This is a genomic window from Christiangramia portivictoriae DSM 23547 (assembly GCF_000423045.1).
Taxonomy (GTDB): Bacteria; Bacteroidota; Bacteroidia; order Flavobacteriales; family Flavobacteriaceae; genus Christiangramia; species Christiangramia portivictoriae.
On sequence record NZ_KE383971.1, the window covers coordinates 505,992 to 524,782 of the forward strand.

Genomic DNA, 18,791 nt, shown 5'->3' on the forward strand with positions numbered 1-18,791 from the left:
ATTATGAGGACGAAATCGCTTAAAAAGAATAGGATTAATGTAGTAACTCTGGGTTGTAGCAAGAACGTGTATGATTCAGAAGTTTTGATGGGGCAGCTGCAGGCGAATGATAAAGATGTGGTTCATGAAGGCGAGGGTAATATCGTGGTGATCAATACCTGTGGTTTTATTGATAACGCGAAGGAACAATCAGTTAATACAATTCTGGAATTTGTTGAGAAAAAGCAGGAAGGTGCTGTAGATAAGGTATTTGTAACTGGTTGTTTAAGTGAACGTTACAAGCCAGATCTTCAGAAGGAAATTCCAGATGTGGACCAGTATTTTGGAACTACTGAACTGCCAGGATTACTATCAGCTCTGGAAGCCGATTATAAGCATGAACTGATAGGTGAGCGTCTAACAACTACGCCAAAAAATTACGCATATCTCAAGATTGCTGAAGGTTGTGACAGGCCATGTTCATTTTGCGCTATTCCATTAATGCGTGGCGGGCATAAGTCGACTCCAATCGAAAACCTGGTGATAGAGGCAGAGAAACTGGCCGCTAATGGCGTAAAAGAACTTATTCTAATTGCACAGGATCTTACGTATTACGGTCTTGATTTATATAAGAAAAGAAATCTGGCTGAATTGCTGGAAAACCTTGTAAAGGTAGAAGGTATTGAGTGGATTCGATTGCATTATGCTTTTCCAACTGGTTTCCCAATGGATGTTCTGGAGGTGATGAAAAGAGAGCCGAAGGTTTGCAATTATCTTGACATTCCTTTACAGCATATTAATGATGATCTTCTGAAGTCCATGCGACGTGGAACCACTCATGAAAAAACCACTAATTTGCTTAAAAAGTTCAGAGCAACTCTACCGGAAATGGCCATAAGAACTACACTTATTGTTGGTTATCCCGGTGAAACTGAAGCAAACTTCCAGGAATTGAAGGAATGGGTTCAGGAAATGCGTTTTGAAAGACTTGGTTGTTTTACTTATTCTCATGAGGAAAATACGCACGCCTTTAATCTGGTAGATGATGTGCCACAGGAAGTAAAGCAGGAACGTGCGAATGAGATCATGGAAATTCAATCTCAAATCTCCTGGGAATTGAACCAGCAAAAGATCGGCAAGGTTTTCAAGGTGATCATAGACCGAAAAGAAGGAAATTATTTCGTAGGAAGGACCGAGGCAGATTCTCCAGATGTCGATAACGAGGTATTGATCGATGCTACTTCAGTGTATCTAAAAACAGGTGATTTTTACGATGTTGAAATAACCGATGCTGCCGACTTTGACCTGTACGCGAAACCTATCAACGTAAAAACCAACAAGCCTGTTCGCAAAGAACTTAAGATTCGTACGGTTTAATCAAAACCACCTTATTTTGAATAGAATAGAGAAAAGTCCGCATTTTCTTAGAGGAAACATGCCATATGTACTTGGCGGTTTCTATGTCCTGATGGGTGTTATTGCCTATTTCATTATAGGTGATGCCTTTTATCTATCATACCTGATTATAGGTATCGTGGCTGCTGGTATAGGATATTTCCGAAGAGAACATAGAAAGGAGTTTATTAAATGGAACAGTAAGAAGATCGTGCTACAGGACCAGATTAATGGAAAGAAATCATATTCATGGACGGCGGTAGATGATTTTATCATTAGTGAAGAAAACCTGCTCATCAAATCTGGTGCTGCAGATGGTGTTTATTTCGAAATTAGAGAATTTTCACAAACCGATATTGCCAAACTGAGATCTGCCTACCCTGAATTCGCCAATCTAAAACACTCCGCTTAATGCATCGTATCACCAGAAAACTAAGTTTCTTCAGACGAAATCAGTTTGTATTATTTGGTGTTTTCTGGATATTGATGAGCACATTCTACCTGCTTTCGCAAATATTATCAGAGGAAGACAGTACTTTCAATTATTTTATGAGTTTTGGATATCTCATCATTGGCTTGCTTTATTTCTATCAGAACCACCGTTATGGACAGAAAAAAGGTGAATATATAGAGTGGAATGATACTGTTCTAAATTACCAGCAAAATTTCGGAAAGTTTCATTCTTACAAGATCAGTAGCCTGATCAACACTACAGTTACAAAGAACAATTTTATTATCAAAGCTCAAAATGCCCAGGGCACCATGGCGTCACTTAAAGGTTATTCTGAAGAAGATATCGCCCGACTTAAAGAAAGGTTTAATAAAGACTAGTCCGTTTCTAAACAATTTGGGCACTTCCTCATTTGGTATTGCCAGGCTGAATTTTGGGTTCTATTCCACAGCAGTTGGAAGAAAATTTTGATAAAATTCAATCTGTATATTATTTCTGCGTAGCGAAATTATTGATGCAAAACATAAAACTGTTTCGAAGTAGCTACAAGCTTGAGACCTCAGTTGAATCTGAACATAAAAAAAGCAGGAACTTTTGTTCCTGCTTTTACCAAAAATAGCTTTATTCTATACTATTCACTCTCGTTGAGTAATACTGGATCACCATATCCAAGATCCTTTAATTTGTCTAACTGTGTTTCAGCATCACCAACGATCAAGAAGTACATTTTTTCAGGGTTGATGTATTTCCTGGCAAGTTCCTGGATATCCATAACCGTCATTTCCTCTACCTGCTGCTGTTGCTCTGCTACATAATCGTCATTATAACCATAATCATTAATTTCTTTAAGCATATTTAGTTTTGCACCCAGGGTTTCAAATTTTCTGGTGCTGCTTTTAGTCATAAAACTTTTGGTAACTTCCAGGTCATCCTGAGTAAAAGTATCGGCATAATCCTTTAGAATGTCCCGAACCAGTTCGGTAGCTTCATAGGTAATATTGGATCGAACCCCGCTGGAAATTAGAAATGGCCCGATATAGGATTTATCCTCAAACCTTGAACGAATTCCATAGGTGTAACCTTTTCCTTCTCGAAGTTCCTGGGTAAGCCTGGAAGCGAAACTTCCACCACCTAGTCTGTAATTCATCACTTCTGCTGCATAAAAATCCTTATCACTGGCACTTAAAGCTGGAGCACCAAATGCAAGAACCGACTGTTTTGCTCCCGGAACATCGTAAAAATACACCTGAGATTTTCCTGGTGCCTGGAATTCCGGAATTTCAGGGAAGTCTACAGTTTTTGGAGGCCATGAAGCTGAAATTGCTTTTAAAGAATTTTCTGCTTCTTCAAGATTAAGATCTCCTACCACAAGATAGGTCGCATTTAGAGGTGAAAGATTTTCAGAATAATAAGCTTTAAGATCATTTAAGGAAATATTCTCCACACTTTCGATAGTTCCCAGTTCATTCATTGACAGGATACTATTTTCGCCATATACCAGTTTTCGAAATTCGTTGGCAGCGATATTGTTAGGATCTCCCTGCTGTTGTCGTATCCTGCTGAGGGTTTGCTGTTTGATAAGTTCAAATTCCGATTCATCCCAGCGCGGTTGCAGCAGCATCTCGTCTACAAGTTTCATCGTCTCGGCATAATTTTTAGCCAGAGTATTTCCTGAAATACTAATTTTTTCTTCTGAAGAACTTACATAAATACGCGCGCCCAGAAGTTCTATCGCTTCCTCCAGTTCAGCCGGAGTTTTTTTAGCGGTTCCACGATTCATCAGGTTAGCCAGGAGATTTGCTACTCCCGCTTTTTCCTTTGTTTCCAGTAGTTGTCCGCTTTTGATCTCCAGACTAAACTGTACGAGTGGTACTTCCTTGTTGGTAATACCCATAACTTCTAGTCCGCTGGGCATCGTTGTTTTCCAGATCTCAGGAATTTCCAGTTCAGGTTTCGATGAATACGGAGGTTCAATGCTTCGGTCAAAACTGGAGGCTGTTTTTGGATAATCTACTGCCTGCTTTGCGTCAAAATCTTCTTCAGCTCCTTCTACAATTTTTTCTTCTACGACTTCCGCTTTTTCTGAATTTTCCAAAGCCAGTTCCAGTTGATCCTTCGGAACAAAACTGGAAGCGACATAGTGTTGATCTTTGATATATTTTCTGAAGACTCTCATGACATCTTCAGAAGAAACCGCCAGTAATTTTTCGATCTCTTTATTAATGAAGTTTGGGTCATTCGCGAAGATATCATACTGTGCCAGCTGAAATCCTTTGCCAAGAACACTGGATATGGAATTGTAAAAGTTGGTTTCAAGCCCGGCTTTAATTCTCTTAAGATCTTTCTGCGGAATACCATTCCTGTCAAATTCAGCCAGTCCTTCCTGGATCACCGCCTGTACAGAATCGAGGTCTTTCCCGTCGTAGGCTCTCACCTGAAGCATCAACTGCCCGGAAAGTTCAGAAGTATAATTAAACATGCTTACATTACCGGAAAGTTTCGCATCCTCGACAATCTTCTTGTACAATGGAGCATTTTTACCATCAGCCAGATAGCTCGTCAATATCTCCAATGCAAAGCTGTCGGGATGATAAGAGTAAACCGATGGCCAGGCCATGGTAAGCTCTGGAAGTTTCGCGAAATTATCTTCGTGATATACTTTTCTGGTCTTATTAAGACTTATAAGTTGCTTTTCCTGTTCTGCGATCTTTTGCCCTTTAGGAATTTCATCAAAATATTTATGCACCCATTCTTTCGCCTGGGCTTTATCAAAATCTCCGGCGATGGTAAGAGTTACATTATTAGGTGTGTACCACTTATTATAAAAATCCTTTACGTCCTGCAAGGTTGCATTCTGAAGATCTTCAAGACTTCCAATCACCTGCCAGTTATAAGGATGATCTTTAGGATACAGATTTTTATCAATCACATAATAAGTATGGCCATAAGGGCGATTGTCCACTCCCTGGCGTTTTTCATTTTTAACTACCTGTTTTTCCTTGGCAAGAACCGGTTCTGTAACCGTATTGATAAAGTAGCCAAGTTTATCGGCTTCTGCCCAGATCATTTTTTCCAAAGCATCTTTGGGAACCGTCTGGAAATAATTGGTGCGATCCCGACTGGTGGAACCATTAGCTCCACTGCCGCCAATACGTGCAGATAGCTTGTCCAGTCCGCCCTTGCCAAGGTTTTCAGATTCGAGGAAGAGCAGGTGTTCGAATAAATGTGCAAATCCTGTTCTCCCTTCTTTTTCCCGGGCACTACCCACGTGTGCGGTAAGCGCCACGGCCACGACAGGATCAGATTTATCTTCGTGCAGGATGACTTTTAAACCATTCTCAAGAGTGAAAGTTTCAAAATCTACCGAAAATTGATTGTTGATTTCCTGGGCCAATGCAATGTTACTGGCGAACAGGAAAAAGCATAAAGCAGAAAAAAGTTGTGTTGTTTTCATTTTAATAATCATATCCTCTGTTATTTGTTAGGAATAGTGCATTGGTAAAAAATAATTTTCCATTCTCCCAGAAAGCTCTGAATAATGGGTTGTCAACCATATAAATAATGCTGCCTCGACCTATATTTTCTTCGCCGAAAATAAGGGAATTTTCCAGCTTTTTCTGAGCTTCGCTTCCGGCAAATCCAGAAACTACTGCAGGTTGCTGAATATACGCCACGTTGTACCCTGAATCCAGCAGTTCATAACTTTCACCGCTCAGTTTTAAGCTGAAATAAGTATCGTCATATCCAAAGGCCATTGGGTGCGTAGAATCTACCGAAGTTTCTACGATACTGCCGGTTATCATATTTTTCACATATTCTCGTTCTCTTTGGGCGTAAGGAATAAGCTTCTCCTCAGTTGTTACTGAATCCTTTTTACTTTCTTTAGCTTTGATCCCGAAATTATCCTTTCCTTTAAATGCGGAGATTGCATCCCCGATAGCGATAAGTTTCCCACCCCCACGAATCCAGTTTTCGAGCATTTTGAGACGACGCTCATCCAGGTAGCTGGAATAATATCCCGAGGGCATTACCAGGACATTTAAATTATCGAGTACACTGGCAGAAAGACTGGTTGCTTCCACTGGAATCACCGGGTACTTTAGATCCTGTTCGAAAAAGTACCAGATTTCACCAAAATTAAGCGAAGAAACCTGTTCTCCTCTCAATAGGCCAATTTTCTGCTTATTGATGATTTTAATGTTTCCAGAACCAAAATCGGGACCCTTATCCGCAAATCCTGTAGTAGTTCCTACAAGTTCTCTCTTCATATCATTAGCGATCTGTACTACTTTTTGCTGAAAATCTTCAATTTTTGCATTATCACTTTTGGAAATGATCAGACTGCCGGCTTCGAAATCTTTCCCGGAATTACGAAATTCTTGCTCACTAAAACGAACTTTAATATCATTCCTAACGAGCTCAGCCAGGAATCTGGCATCGTCCATACTATTCCATTTCGATAGAAAAGCCGTAGTGTTCACATCGGCGGTATTTTCCCTGAATGCTTCGGCTTTGTTCGAATTGCCATCGATGATCTTAGAACTGGCGACGGTCTCCAGGCCATAAGCATAAGGCAGGCTCCAGGCAGTAATATCATAGGTTAAAGAGTCAACAAGTTTAGCCCTTGGCTCGAATAAGACTTTGATCATCTTTGATTTGGGCTGATTGGCAGAGACCAGTAAAGTTGATTCAGATGTTTCCAGGTTGCCGTTTTTTGAATTTTGATAAGAAAATCCTTTTATAGTACCAGGCTTGCCATAACTATAATCAATCTCGTGCCTGTCCAGGAGCTTAGTTAAAGCAGCGATCTTGTCCTTTTCACCGTTCAGGGCGTAGGTTTTATATTCTGAATCTCCTTCCGCGAAAAAATCTTTGAATTCTGAAACCAGCTCTGCAGCATTTTCAGAAGCCATTTCCACGGTAGAAATTCCGGTAGTAAAATGATGTTCAATTCGATCTTTTAAGGTTAGAATATAACCTTCATCGGTCTGAATGCCCAGGCCTGCGCGACCATGACCCGCCTGCTCGTAGGTCATCCCAATCGCACCCATATAGGTTGGATAGGTGTCCCCGTAACTCGGGTACAGCAGGTCAAATTGCTCGCCTGTAAAATATAACCAGCCATTATCATCAAAATATTTCGCATGATTTTTTCCAATTCTTGTCTGGAAATCTCGCTGAAAGTCGGTAATAATCTCGTGAAAAGGTTCAGCTGCAGGGGCGAAATAATAGGGATCGTTGATGCCCTGCTCGTGAAAATCCACATGGATATGTGGCATCCATTGATTGTAAACCTTAAGTCGTTGTCTGGTTTCCACCTGTGTAGCCCAGGCCCAGTCACGGTTTAGATCGAAGAGATAATGATTGGGTCTTCCTCCCGGCCATGGTTCATCATGTTCAGCAGAAAACTGATTCGTATCATAAGGTGTTGCCTTTACCTGGTTGTACCAGTTCGCATACCGGTCACGGCCATCGGGATTTACACAGGGATCTAAAATCACGACTGTGTTTTCCAGTAGCTCCTGCTTCCCGGTTACCAGTTCATACAAGGTTTTCATAGCAGCCTCGGTACTGGAAGCTTCATTCCCATGCACATTATAACTTAGCCAGACGATCGCATTTTCAGAAGTTCCAGTCGCATTGGATAGCCCGGCACTCGCAAAATGTTGCTGTTGGATAGACTGCAGGTTCTGCATGTTTTCTTCCGAAGAAATAATGGCGTAAGTAAGTGGTCTGCGTTCATGGGTAAGTCCATAACGTTCATACTTAACCAGCGCAGATTTTTCAGCTACATATTTAAAATAGTTCACGACATCTGCGTGCCTGCTAAATTGAGATCCTAACTCGTAACCAAGAAATTGTGACGGACTCTGAATTTCCTGTCCATAAAAGGAGGTTGAAATGCTAACTAAAAAGACAATGAGGAATCTTATTTTCAAAATTTTCGATTTTCAAAAGTGAATGCTTTCAAAATTAAGAAAAAAGAGTACATATCTGGTATCTCAGGGCATTCGCAATATTTGCGATTGTACGTAATCTGTTTTTTGGCGTGTTAAGAGAATTGTAAACATTTAGTATGCGACAGGCATCGATTTAGTTTCCTTCCTAAAAGGTTTTATCTTTACGACAATTATAAACAGGTTGATGTCTACAGATTATATAGCTTATCCCGAAACCAATTATTTCACTCCGCTGATCCTGGATTATCTTTTAGAAAAGGAAAGTCTTGGTCATTTATATCATCGCTTTCCTAAAATTGAAAATTTCATGGAACAGATCGATGAAAAATCAGAGTCCTATGATGATTCGATTCGTAAAGACCTGGTGGAGGTTTTAAACGAGCAGTATTCTAATCTTAAAATTTCTGAAGAGACTGCCAGGAACATCGATCTCCTAAGTTCGAACAAAACTTTTACGGTGGTTACCGGGCATCAGTTAAATCTATTTACCGGCCCGTTATATTTTCTTTATAAGATAGTTTCCACCATAAACCTAAGCAGAAAACTCAAGGCAACATATCCAGAACAGGATTTTGTACCGGTATACTGGATGGCTACCGAAGATCACGACTTTGAAGAGATCAATTTCTTTAATCTCCACGGAAAAAAGTTCAAATGGAATAATGCTGAAAAGCGGGCAGGAGCCACCGCAGTTGGGAAACTTTCTACGGAAGGGCTTGAAGAGGTTTTTAAGTTGTTTTCTGCTGAAATTGGCGCAGGAACCAATGCTGAAGATTTAAAGGATATGTTTCAAAAGGCATATCTCGAGCATGATCATCTTACCGATGCCACGCGCTTCCTGGCGAACAGGTTATTTGGGAGAGAAGGTCTCGTAATTATGGCCGCCGGAGATGCCCGATTGAAAAAGCATTTTTCAAGCCATATTAAAAATGAATTGTTAAGCGGCTCTTCCTCGAAAGAATCGCAGGAAGCCATCAATTCCTTGGCAGAACTGGACTATAAGGTGCAGGTAAATCCACGGGACATCAATTTATTTTATCTCAACGAAGAGATCAGGGAGCGTATCATTAAAAAAGATGACCGGTTTTTTGTTCATGAGACCGAGATTAGCTGGAGTAAAGAGCAAATTCTTGCAGAAGTCGATGCACATCCTGAACGTTTTAGTCCCAATGTCATGATGCGACCACTTTATCAGGAAGTATTGCTTCCAAATCTTTGTTATATAGGTGGCGGAGGTGAACTGGCTTACTGGTTGCAGCTAAAAAATTATTTTGATGCTGAAAATGTGACTTTTCCCATGCTCTTACTTCGGAATTCGGCGCTTTTGCAATCTGCGAAACAGGATGGAAAACGCAGAAGACTTGATATTTCACTAAAGGAACTATTTTTAAAACAGCATGAGCTAATCAACCGCAAGGTTCGAAAAATAAGCAATATCGACATTGATTTTTCTCAACAGAAAGAGCACCTGATCCAGCAATTCCAAAAAATGTACGAGCTGGCTGAAAAAACCGATCAATCTTTTATTGGAGCGGTAAAAGCACAGGAAGTAAAACAACTTAAAGGTCTGGACAATCTTGAAAACCGACTTCTTCGTGCGCAAAAAAGAAAATTAAAGGACGAGGTAGAGCGAATCGCAGCACTACAGAACGAATTATTCCCAAACAGAAGCCTTCAGGAGCGGCAAACCAATTTTTCTGAGTACTACGACGAATACGGTCCCGAACTAATTGAGCGGCTTCTTGAAGAATTAGATCCTTTAGACGCAAATTTTAAAATTATCACCTTTGGAGAAAAATAGAATGCATACCATAGATATGGATCTGGTGGAAATGACGCTGGATGTTATGAAGTATGCCATCGATCGAATTTCTAATGTAACGCCAGAACTTGGTGCACCAAAAAAAGAAGAAGAACTTCTGAAACTTGTAGGGGAAACCATTACTCCTGAAGGTATTGGAGGTGAAAGTGCATTCCAGCTTTTTAAAGATGTACTGGTTAAGGCTACCGTGCCCATAGATCATCCCAGGCATCTTGCATTTGTTCCTGCTGCACCCACCAGGGCGGCCATCATGTTTGACCTGGTAACATCAGCTTCCAGTATTCACGGTTCGTACTGGATGGAAGGAGCCGGCGGAATTTTTTGTGAAAACCAGGCGATGAAATGGCTGGTAAGCTTAACCGGACTTCCCGAAACTGCTTTTGGGGTATTTACAAGTGGCGGAACTGCGGCAAATCTTTCAGCCTTAGTGACAGCGAGGGAAGAGTGGAGAGAACAGAAGCCGGAGCATGCAAGAGACAGGGCACTTTTGATCACTTCAACAGGTGCACATTCTTCGATTAAATCCATGGCAAAAGTAATGGATGCAGATGTTCACCTGGTAAATTCAGAAGAAGAATTTCTATCCGGGTCTGCACTTCAGAAGGTATTAGACGATCTAAGCGAGAAGGACAGAAACAGATTATTTGCGGTGGTAGCGACTGGTGGAACCACCAATGCAGGGATCATTGATGATCTTGAGGGAGTAGCGAACATTTGTGCCAGGGAAAATATCTGGTTCCACGTAGATGGGGCTTATGGGGGTGGTGCACTGGTGGCAGATTCTGTACGGCATTTATTTATCGGAATCGAGCAGGCCGACAGTATTACTATTGATCCTCATAAATGGCTGTTTTCACCTTATGATTGTGGCGCGGTGATCTACAAGAATCTTGAACTGGCGAAAAAGGCCCATTCCCAGAAAGGAGCATACCTTGAAATTTTTAAAGACGAAGGGGCACAGGGCTTCAATCCCGCAGATTACCAGATACAGTTAACCCGTAGGCTACGCGGGATGCCATTATGGTTCTCACTGGCCATGCATGGAACTAACAAATACAAAGAGGCTATTGAAAGAGGTATTGAACTGGCCAACATTGCTGCTTCTAAAGTGGAACAGAATGATCTACTTGAACTGGTAAGACCGGCAAGTTTGTCTGTTGTCTTATTTAAACGAAAAGGATGGTCTGCGGAAGATTACCGCGACTGGACCTACAGGAATCATAATTCGGGATTTGCACTGGTGACGCCATCTCTGTGGAAAGATGAAAGCGTAGTGAGATTCTGTTTCATTAATCCTGATACTACAGAGGATGATATAGACCAGATATTAGCCACACTAGATTAGCATTTAATCAATTTCATATTCAAGCCGCATTGTTATCGATGCGGTTTTGTTTTTATCTGCCGTGTTATAGGCACCGCTCCAGCTAAAATCTTCACCGCTGTTCTGGCCTGTGATCTGGAAAACACCCATACTGGCACTTTTAAGGTCTCCCAGATTTTCTCCACTGTTTGCCGCGATTTTTTCAGCGCGTAACCTGGCATCCTCTGTAGCTTTAGAGATCATTTCAATTTTTAGATCGGCCATTTTTGTATAGTAATAGCGGGGAGGTGAGGAGTTGAACTGAACCCCTTTGTTAAGCAACTCCGTGATTTCACGGGACACATTTTCAATAAGTTCTACATTGTTGCTCTCAATTTTGACCGGTTGGGTGAGTTCGTACCCCTTAAAAATACTTCCTATATAGTTGCCATTCTGATATTGATTTTCCTGTTGCTCCCTGGTTTGAACCGAATTAAAGACAATATTTTCATCTTTAATGCCTTTGCCAATGAGATAGGATCTTACAACATTTTTATCCTGTTCGAGCTGATTGTAGGCGACTTCCAGGTTCGGAGAATTTCTGCTGAATCTTCCTTCCCATACAATAAGGTCTGAAACAAAGTTTTCGCTACCCGAGCCGGTTACAGAAATGACACCATCGGGATTGGCTCTCGAAACGTAGGCATCACCCAGGAAATAGGCTGCAGCCATGATGGCAACGGCGAAAATGATGGCGCTTAGATATTTCATGATTATAGATGTTTTGATCCATTTTAAATATAGAAATTTTCCAACTTACGTTGCTTCCTTTTTTGCCTAAATTCCTATTTTTGCGCATGCAAAACAACGTACTCATCCTAGACTTTGGTTCGCAGTATACACAACTTATCGCAAGGCGTGTTAGGGAACTGAACATTTATTGCGAGATCTATCCATACTCGAAAATTCCAGAAGATTTATCAGGTTTTAAAGCGGTTATCCTTTCAGGAAGTCCGTTTTCTGTTAGAGCAGAAGATGCTCCGCACCCAGATCTTTCAAAGATAAGAGGTAAATTGCCTGTGCTGGCCGTTTGCTATGGTGCTCAATATCTAGCCCACTTTTTCGGTGGAAAAGTTGAACCTTCAGATACCAGGGAATATGGTAGAGCGAATCTTTCGGTGATCAAGGATGCAGAGTTGTTATTTGAAGATATTAAAGAGAATTCGCAGGTATGGATGAGTCACAGTGATTCTATTATAAACCTTCCTGAAAATGCGGTAAGACTGGCGAGTACTTCAGATGTGCTGAATGCGGCTTACAGAATTGAAGGTGAGGATACGTATGCGATCCAGTTTCATCCGGAAGTTTATCATTCTACAGATGGAAAGCAGTTGCTGGAAAATTTCCTGGTAAAAATTGCGGGAACTGAGCAAAGCTGGACGCCCGGGGCTTTCGTAGATCTAACGGTTTCAGAATTACAGGAAAAAATTGGAGATGACAAGGTAGTTTTGGGTCTTAGCGGAGGTGTGGATTCTACGGTTGCAGCTGTTCTATTGCACCAGGCAATTGGTAAAAACCTCTATTGTATATTCGTAAATAATGGTCTTCTTCGAAAGAATGAATTCGAAAGTGTACTGGACCAGTACAAGGATATGGGGCTTAATGTCAAAGGAGTGGATGCTTCGGCACGATTTCTGGATGCGTTGAAAGGTCTTTCAGATCCTGAAGAGAAAAGAAAAGCGATCGGGAATACTTTTATTGAAGTTTTTGATGACGAAGCTCACGATATCAAGGATGTTGTATACCTGGCGCAGGGAACTATCTATCCAGATGTGATCGAGTCGGTTTCAGTGAATGGACCTTCGGTAACGATCAAGTCCCATCATAATGTGGGAGGTTTACCTGATTTCATGAAGCTGAAGGTGGTGGAGCCGCTAAGAATGCTGTTTAAAGACGAAGTAAGAAGAGTAGGAAAGGAACTTGGGATCGATAAAGTATTGTTGGGAAGACACCCATTTCCAGGACCGGGACTGGCGATTAGGATACTTGGTGATATAACGGCAGAAAAAGTGCGAATACTTCAGGAAGTAGATCATATCTTTATACAGGGATTACGGGACTGGATGTTATACGACAAAGTGTGGCAGGCCGGAGCGATCTTGCTGCCAGTACAGTCGGTCGGAGTGATGGGTGATGAGAGAACATATGAGCAGGTAGTGGCCTTAAGGGCAGTGGAGTCCACAGATGGAATGACTGCAGACTGGGTGAATTTGCCTTACGAGTTCCTGCAGAAGACCTCAAATACAATAATTAACCGGGTAAAGGGCGTTAATAGAGTAGTTTATGACATTAGCTCCAAACCACCCGCAACTATAGAGTGGGAATAACATCTCAAAAAAGATAAAAGAATGAAGTACCTATTTGTGTTATGTTTCCTTTTCCAGGTGATTAGTATGTCTGCAAATGCACAGTCATACAAATATCATACGGTGAAAAAAGGTGAAACGGTGTTCAGTATTTCTCAGTCCTATAGTATCGACGAGGAGGATATCTACAAATACAACCCGGAAGCTAAGAACGGAATAGGGATCGATGAAAAGCTGGTTATTCCAATTTCTGAAAATAAAACTGAAGTGTCTAGTAATACAGAAACTTCAGCTACTCCTGTATCTTTTAAAGAACACCAGGTAAAGAAAAAGGAAACACTGTATAGTCTTTCAAAAGAATACGGCGTTAGTATCGATCATATTAAAAGGTATAATAAGCAGTTATACTCCAAGGAACTTCAGATAGGAGAAACCATTCAAATTCCTGTTGGCAGTATCCCTGCGGAAAATGTGGTAGTAAACAATTCACCAGCCTCTTCCAATCAGTCAGAAAAACCGGTAGTAGAAAGACCTGTTAATACTAATCGTTCTGGCAATCCTCAAAACTTTAAGACCAGAGAACATATTGTGCTTCCGCAGGAAACAAAATACGGGATTGCAAGAAAATATGGGATGACGCTGAAGGAGCTGGACGAGATGAATCCAAAAATAGAAATCTTACAGCCCGGAATGATGATTCGTGTTGGCACTGCAGTTCTGGATGAGGAACCGGTGATTATTACCGATGATCGCTTTCGATTTTACGAAGTGAAGCCACAGGAAACTCTTTATAGATTATCTAAAAAGTTCCAGGTGTCCCAGGATTCATTGATCAGGTTAAATCCTGCGTTGACAGAAGGGTTGAAATTTGGAATGGTGCTTAAAGTTCCTAAAAAGGATGGAAATTTTGAAGAGGAGGATGCGAGCTACACTGGCATGGGATCAGAGTCCCAATCTAAGGTAGACCTAAAATCTTTTATCAATAATCGTGATACCAAGGAAATCGCGCTTATGTTGCCATTCCATTTGGATAAGGTTGATGCCGATTCTATTCCTACTTATCGCAATGCTATTCTTAATGAAAGGGTGATACGTATTTCTCTTGATTTCCATAGTGGAGTGCTTATGGCTGTGGAGAAAGCAAAAAGTTTGGGGATTTCCACCAATTTAAAGGTGTATGATACCAGGAGAAGTACCGGGGAAGTTTCCAATATTTTGAGAACGAATAATTTCGATAATGTCGATGCGGTGATTGGTCCCCTAATTCAGGATGTTACAGAAACTGTCGCGGGAGCACTGGAGAACAAAAATATTCCTGTGATCAATCCTCTTAGCAATCGCAGTATGAAGGGCTACGGAAACCTATTCCAGTCCCGACCAAGTGAAGAGTTTTTAAGATCTAAAATGGTGGACTACATCGCCAGAAATGCCAGTGGAAAAAATGTTATCGTCGTTGCCGATTCAAAGTCTAACGCGATCAAAAATGAGCTAATGAGCGCGGTACCTTCAGCGAGAACAGTGAACCCTTCAGATAATTTTGTTTCCGAAGCAAAACTGGCAGAAGTAATGTCTTCAGGGGAAAACTGGGTGATACTGGAGTCTGAAAATATGAACCTTATAAGTAGTGTTGCTGCCGCTTTGAACAGATTGACGAGAAATAATAGGATCACGCTGCTTACTACCAATAAGAACAATGGTTACGAAAGTGATGTGATCTCCAATAATCATCTTGGAAAACTTAGACTTCATTACCCTTCAGTAGACAAGGAATTTGATACCCAGCAGGTTGATGAGTTCGTAAAAGAATATTCAAAAAAGTTCAAAGTACAGCCTAATCAGTATGCCGTTCGTGGTTATGATCTTACAATGGATGTTTTACTGAGATTGGCTTCTGCGGAAGATCTATACGAAAGCTTTGAAAAATATCCTGGTTATACTGAATATTACGAAAGCAAATTTCATTATTTGATGAAGCCTGAAGGTGGGTATACCAATGATGCGATCTATATTTTGAATCTGAATGAAGACCTAACTATTACGGAAGCAAATGACCTCTAAAGTTACATATCAAGGAAATTTAAGAACAGAAGCTGAACATTTGCAAAGTAGATCAAAAATGATCACCGATGCGCCTGTGGACAATCATGGAAAAGGGGAAGCTTTTTCACCAACAGATACCGTAGCAACCGCACTTGCTTCCTGCATGCTTACCATTATGGGAATTAAGGCCAATGATCATCAAATGCAAATTGATGGTACTACCGCTGAGGTTACCAAGGTGATGACCGATAAGCCACGAAGGATCTCGAAAATTGAGGTTCATATTTCAATAAAAGGTAGTTTCGATGAGAAGCAGAAGAAAATCCTGGAGAACGCGGCACTTACCTGCCCGGTGTATCACAGTTTACATGCAGATATCGAAAAGCCTGTAACCTTTACCTATTCGTGAAAAAACTCTTTTTTGCGTTTTTTCTCTGCGGAATGATCCTTAATGGATATTCACAGGATAAAAGAAAAATTGAATGGGCAGAGAAAGTACGACTCAGCTGGCAGGATTTTCAGGGAACGCCAGATGAAAACATAGATTTTTCAGCCAATACCAATTCAGGAATGAGCTATTTCTGGAATTATAGTACAAGTACCGGAAAGCCGGAGCTTACACATGAAGTAAAAAGTAATTTCTATCCAGATCTAAGCTGGGTCAAGGAAGTAAATAATCCTGAATATTTACTGGCCCACGAACAATTGCATTTTGATATTACTGAATTACATGTCAGAAAACTTCGAAAACGCCTTACTGAATATAAAGTTGGCAGAAGCGTAAGACAGGATCTGAAAAAGCTTTACAAAAAAACGGAAGCAGAACGAGTTGCCATGCAAAATAGATTTGATAAGGAGACTTCCCACAGCCAGATTAAGGAAGCCGAACTGCGCTGGAGACAATTAATCGCTTCAAGATTAGCCGAGTACGAAGACTATACTCGTTAAAAATTCTGAGCTGCGATTTTAGTAGCTTCAAATTCAGCAATCATTTCTTCCACGATTTCTGCGGCTGGTTTGATCTCATTGATCAATCCCGAAATCTGGCCTATTTCAAGTTCACCTTCTTCCAAATCTCCTTCATACATTCCTTTTTTGGCCCTGGCCCTTCCCAGTAATGCGGTAAGATCTTCCTTACTTGGGGATTTAGTATAAAGTTCCTGAACGTCCTCAAAAAACTTGTTCTTCAGTAATCGAACCGGCGCAAGCTCCTTCAGGGTAAGGACGGTATCTCCTTCCTGGGCTTTTACAACCATTTCCTTAAAATTCTGATGTGAACTTGCTTCAGGTGTTGCTACAAACCTGCTACCAACCTGTACGGCATCAGCCCCGAGGACCATGGCGGCAAGCATTCCTTTTCCATTCCCGATTCCTCCAGCAGCTATAAGCGGAATATCGATCTTTTCACGAACCATAGGGATCAACGTAAAAGTCGTAGTCTCATCCCGACCATTATGTCCACCTGCTTCAAAGCCCTCGGCTACGATCGCATCTACACCAGCTTCCTGTGATTTAACAGCAAACTTTACACTGCTTACCACATGCACGACTTTAATTCCACGACTTTGCAGGTGAGAGGTCCAGGTTTTGGGATTTCCGGCAGAGGTAAATACGATTTCCACTTGCTCTTCGATAATAATATCCATGATTTTATCAATATCAGGATAGAGCATGGGGACATTCACTCCAAAAGGTTTAGTGGTAGCTTTCTTACATTTCTGGATGTGTTCTTTTAATATATCCGGGTACATCGAGCCTGCCCCAATAATTCCAAGTCCGCCCGCATTTGATACTGCACTGGCTAACTTCCAGCCGCTTGCCCAGATCATTCCCGCCTGGATCAATGGATATTCAATATTGAAAAGTTCAGTGATTCTATTCTGCTTAAAACTCATTATTTTTTGATGATAAGAAATTTTTCAATCGTACTTTCAGATTCAAACATAGCAATATAAACACCACGAGAAAAGGCTGAGAGATCAATTTCTGAAGAAACGCTCTTTTCACTTCGAATCATGATGCCTGCTGTATTAAAAATGTGAATATCGTATCTGTCCTCCGGCCCGGCAAATTTTAAAATATCTTCTACAGGGTTTTGGTATAGAACTAATTCCGAAGCATCAGGTATCATAGCGTTTCCGCTGGTAGAAAAATCAGGAATACCATGACCCAGAAGGTTATTAGGAGAATTACTGAGATGCCCCAGCTCTTTGATCAATTCCATTACTTCAAAATTATTCCATTCCCGGTTCAACTCCCAGAAGCAGGCTATGGCTCCAGCAATGATTGGACTGGAGAATGAGGTGCCATTAACACCCACGAGCATATTTTGTTCGTTGATGGCTGCGACTTCGATCGCCTGGGCAACCACCTCAGGTTTAATTCTACCATCTGCGCTGGGTCCGGTAGAACTGAATATAGCATAATTGCCAGCAGGATCCACGCCGCCAACCGCGAGTACATTGGCATCTGCCGGAGCACCTATAATTTTAAAATTATCTTCATTTCCACGATTTCCTGCAGAGGTGACCACCAGCATTCCCTTTTCCATAGCCATGGTAGCTCCTTTGGAAATGAAACTCGTCTGCCCGTCCATGTCCTGCGGGGTATAACTGTATGCGGGATTGTCGTACTGCGTGTAACCGAGTGAGGTATTAATGATATCCACACCCAGGCTATCAGCTCTCTCAGCTGCTTCAACCCAATAGGCTTCTTCAACCGGTGTTTCGGTGGCGGCAACTTCAGTAACAAATAGATAGTAGGAGGCATCGGGCGCTGTACCCACAAATACATTCTCGCTATAGCCTGCCATAGTTGAAAGTACCAGCGTACCATGATTGTTCAGGGTGCTTTCAGAAACATTGGTGGAACGATTAGTAAAATCATAGCCTCCCAGTAATTTGCCGTTATTTCTCAACTTCTGAAAACTGCTTAGAGAATGCACATTTGGAAAACCGGAATCCATTACGGCGATGATCATCCCATTTCCTGTATGATCCTGCTGATGTAAATTTTGTAGGTTCAGCATGCTTACCTGGTTAGAAGTAGCGGCGTAATTGAAGTCTATTTCTGTTTCGAGCTTATTTTCATATTTCTGAGGAAGGTTTTGTTGCCTGCTCGAAATATCCTGCATGAACTGAACACGATCAACAAAAGCAAGATTTTGGAGATCTTCAATAGCATTGCGTTCGCCAATCACGTAAACAGAGTTGAACCATTTAGATTTGACCTTGACATCAAAGCCGCTTCGGGTTTTCAGATCCCTTATGAAAGGTTCGTGGACTGGAACGTCCCTGCTGTCTATAGCTGTTCCTCTTAGAAGTTTACGTTCATAAGCTCTTTCAGAAAAAAGATCCTGAGGCGTTTCCAGAGCTGCGGCTGCATCTGGTTTTTCAGTAAAATAAACCAGTGCGTGCTCCTGTGCAAACGTGCAGGTGGAAGCAAAAATAATAAGTAGTAAGATTTTCTTCATAGC

At 41.3% G+C, this 18,791-nt stretch carries 14 protein-coding genes; 9 read left to right on the forward strand and 5 right to left on the reverse strand.

Annotation, left to right across the window (positions count from 1 at the left end):
• Positions 1 to 3 precede the first annotated feature (3 nt).
• The 3 genes from rimO to G529_RS0110810 are packed head-to-tail and all read left to right on the forward strand — an operon-like array spanning position 4 to position 2,205.
• Positions 4 to 1,356: a 30S ribosomal protein S12 methylthiotransferase RimO gene (rimO, locus tag G529_RS0110800; protein WP_026915537.1), complete on the forward strand. Its 1,353-nt coding sequence runs from the start codon at positions 4 to 6 to the stop codon at positions 1,354 to 1,356.
• A 16-nt stretch (positions 1,357 to 1,372) separates the two neighbouring features.
• A complete protein-coding gene (locus G529_RS0110805; protein ID WP_157514615.1) occupies positions 1,373 to 1,786 on the forward strand; it encodes a hypothetical protein in 414 nt (137 codons plus the stop codon).
• A complete protein-coding gene (locus G529_RS0110810) occupies positions 1,786 to 2,205 on the forward strand; it encodes a hypothetical protein (RefSeq protein ID WP_026915539.1) in 420 nt (139 codons plus the stop codon). The genes G529_RS0110805 and G529_RS0110810 overlap by 1 nt, the downstream gene beginning before the upstream one ends.
• A 251-nt stretch (positions 2,206 to 2,456) precedes the next feature.
• Here the strand turns inward: G529_RS0110810 and G529_RS0110815 are convergent, their stop codons facing one another.
• Both G529_RS0110815 and G529_RS0110820 read right to left on the reverse strand, forming a co-directional pair.
• The gene (locus G529_RS0110815; protein ID WP_035696046.1) at positions 2,457 to 5,279 is read right to left on the reverse strand and encodes a M16 family metallopeptidase; all 2,823 of its coding nucleotides are present in this window, start codon (positions 5,277 to 5,279) and stop codon (positions 2,457 to 2,459) included.
• Between the two features lies 1 nt (position 5,280).
• Positions 5,281 to 7,767 carry a M14 family metallopeptidase gene (locus G529_RS0110820; RefSeq protein ID WP_422678729.1) on the reverse strand — a complete coding sequence of 829 codons (2,487 nt, stop codon included), beginning with the start codon at positions 7,765 to 7,767 and terminating at the stop codon, positions 5,281 to 5,283.
• A 202-nt stretch (positions 7,768 to 7,969) separates the two neighbouring features.
• Between G529_RS0110820 and bshC the strand changes: the two genes are divergently transcribed.
• Together bshC and G529_RS0110830 are read left to right on the forward strand one after the other, a co-directional pair.
• Complete coding sequence (bshC, locus tag G529_RS0110825) at positions 7,970 to 9,586, forward strand: bacillithiol biosynthesis cysteine-adding enzyme BshC (RefSeq protein ID WP_026915542.1); 1,617 nt, start codon at positions 7,970 to 7,972, stop codon at positions 9,584 to 9,586.
• 1 nt (position 9,587) lies between these two features.
• Positions 9,588 to 10,952, forward strand: a complete 1,365-nt coding sequence (locus G529_RS0110830; protein ID WP_026915543.1) for a pyridoxal phosphate-dependent decarboxylase family protein — start codon at positions 9,588 to 9,590, stop codon at positions 10,950 to 10,952.
• A 3-nt stretch (positions 10,953 to 10,955) separates the two neighbouring features.
• On the opposite strand, the gene G529_RS0110835 is transcribed toward G529_RS0110830, so the two are convergent.
• On the reverse strand, positions 10,956 to 11,681 hold the full coding sequence (locus G529_RS0110835; protein ID WP_035695925.1) for an SIMPL domain-containing protein: 726 nt from the start codon (positions 11,679 to 11,681) through the stop codon (positions 10,956 to 10,958).
• A gap of 86 nt (positions 11,682 to 11,767) precedes the next feature.
• On the opposite strand from G529_RS0110835, the gene guaA reads away from it, so the two are divergent.
• From guaA to G529_RS0110855, 4 genes are read left to right on the forward strand one after another with little or no spacing between them, the layout of a single operon-like run.
• Complete coding sequence (gene guaA, locus G529_RS0110840) at positions 11,768 to 13,297, forward strand: glutamine-hydrolyzing GMP synthase (RefSeq protein ID WP_026915545.1); 1,530 nt, start codon at positions 11,768 to 11,770, stop codon at positions 13,295 to 13,297.
• Between the two features lie 21 nt (positions 13,298 to 13,318).
• Complete coding sequence (locus G529_RS0110845; RefSeq protein ID WP_026915546.1) at positions 13,319 to 15,334, forward strand: LysM peptidoglycan-binding domain-containing protein; 2,016 nt, start codon at positions 13,319 to 13,321, stop codon at positions 15,332 to 15,334.
• Positions 15,324 to 15,725, forward strand: coding sequence for an OsmC family protein (locus G529_RS0110850; RefSeq protein ID WP_026915547.1), 402 nt, complete (start codon positions 15,324 to 15,326; stop codon positions 15,723 to 15,725). The genes G529_RS0110845 and G529_RS0110850 overlap by 11 nt, the downstream gene beginning before the upstream one ends.
• Positions 15,722 to 16,264 (forward strand): DUF922 domain-containing protein, encoded by a 543-nt coding sequence (locus G529_RS0110855; RefSeq protein WP_026915548.1) that lies wholly within the window; start codon positions 15,722 to 15,724, stop codon positions 16,262 to 16,264. The genes G529_RS0110850 and G529_RS0110855 overlap by 4 nt, the downstream gene beginning before the upstream one ends.
• Here the strand turns inward: G529_RS0110855 and G529_RS0110860 are convergent.
• The gene (locus tag G529_RS0110860; protein ID WP_035695929.1) at positions 16,261 to 17,211 is read right to left on the reverse strand and encodes an NAD(P)H-dependent flavin oxidoreductase; all 951 of its coding nucleotides are present in this window, start codon (positions 17,209 to 17,211) and stop codon (positions 16,261 to 16,263) included. The genes G529_RS0110855 and G529_RS0110860 overlap by 4 nt on opposite strands.
• On the reverse strand, positions 17,211 to 18,788 hold the full coding sequence (locus tag G529_RS0110865) for a S8 family serine peptidase (RefSeq protein WP_026915550.1): 1,578 nt from the start codon (positions 18,786 to 18,788) through the stop codon (positions 17,211 to 17,213). Before G529_RS0110865 ends, G529_RS0110860 begins: the two co-directional genes overlap by 1 nt.
• Between the last annotated feature and the right edge of the window lie 3 nt (positions 18,789 to 18,791).

Bases quoted from the DNA above. Each gene is read 5' to 3' on its own strand.
- rimO (WP_026915537.1), top strand. From the start codon at position 4: ATGAGGACGAAATCGCTTAAAAAGAATAGGATTAATGTAGTAACTCTG.
- G529_RS0110810 (WP_026915539.1), top strand. From the start codon at position 1,786: ATGCATCGTATCACCAGAAAACTAAGTTTCTTCAGACGAAATCAGTTT.
- G529_RS0110815 (WP_035696046.1), bottom strand. From the start codon at position 5,279: ATGAAAACAACACAACTTTTTTCTGCTTTATGCTTTTTCCTGTTCGCC.
- bshC (WP_026915542.1), top strand. From the start codon at position 7,970: ATGTCTACAGATTATATAGCTTATCCCGAAACCAATTATTTCACTCCG.
- G529_RS0110830 (WP_026915543.1), top strand. From the start codon at position 9,588: ATGCATACCATAGATATGGATCTGGTGGAAATGACGCTGGATGTTATG.
- G529_RS0110835 (WP_035695925.1), bottom strand. From the start codon at position 11,681: ATGAAATATCTAAGCGCCATCATTTTCGCCGTTGCCATCATGGCTGCA.
- guaA (WP_026915545.1), top strand. From the start codon at position 11,768: ATGCAAAACAACGTACTCATCCTAGACTTTGGTTCGCAGTATACACAA.
- G529_RS0110845 (WP_026915546.1), top strand. From the start codon at position 13,319: ATGAAGTACCTATTTGTGTTATGTTTCCTTTTCCAGGTGATTAGTATG.
- G529_RS0110850 (WP_026915547.1), top strand. From the start codon at position 15,324: ATGACCTCTAAAGTTACATATCAAGGAAATTTAAGAACAGAAGCTGAA.
- G529_RS0110860 (WP_035695929.1), bottom strand. From the start codon at position 17,211: ATGAGTTTTAAGCAGAATAGAATCACTGAACTTTTCAATATTGAATAT.
- G529_RS0110865 (WP_026915550.1), bottom strand. From the start codon at position 18,788: ATGAAGAAAATCTTACTACTTATTATTTTTGCTTCCACCTGCACGTTT.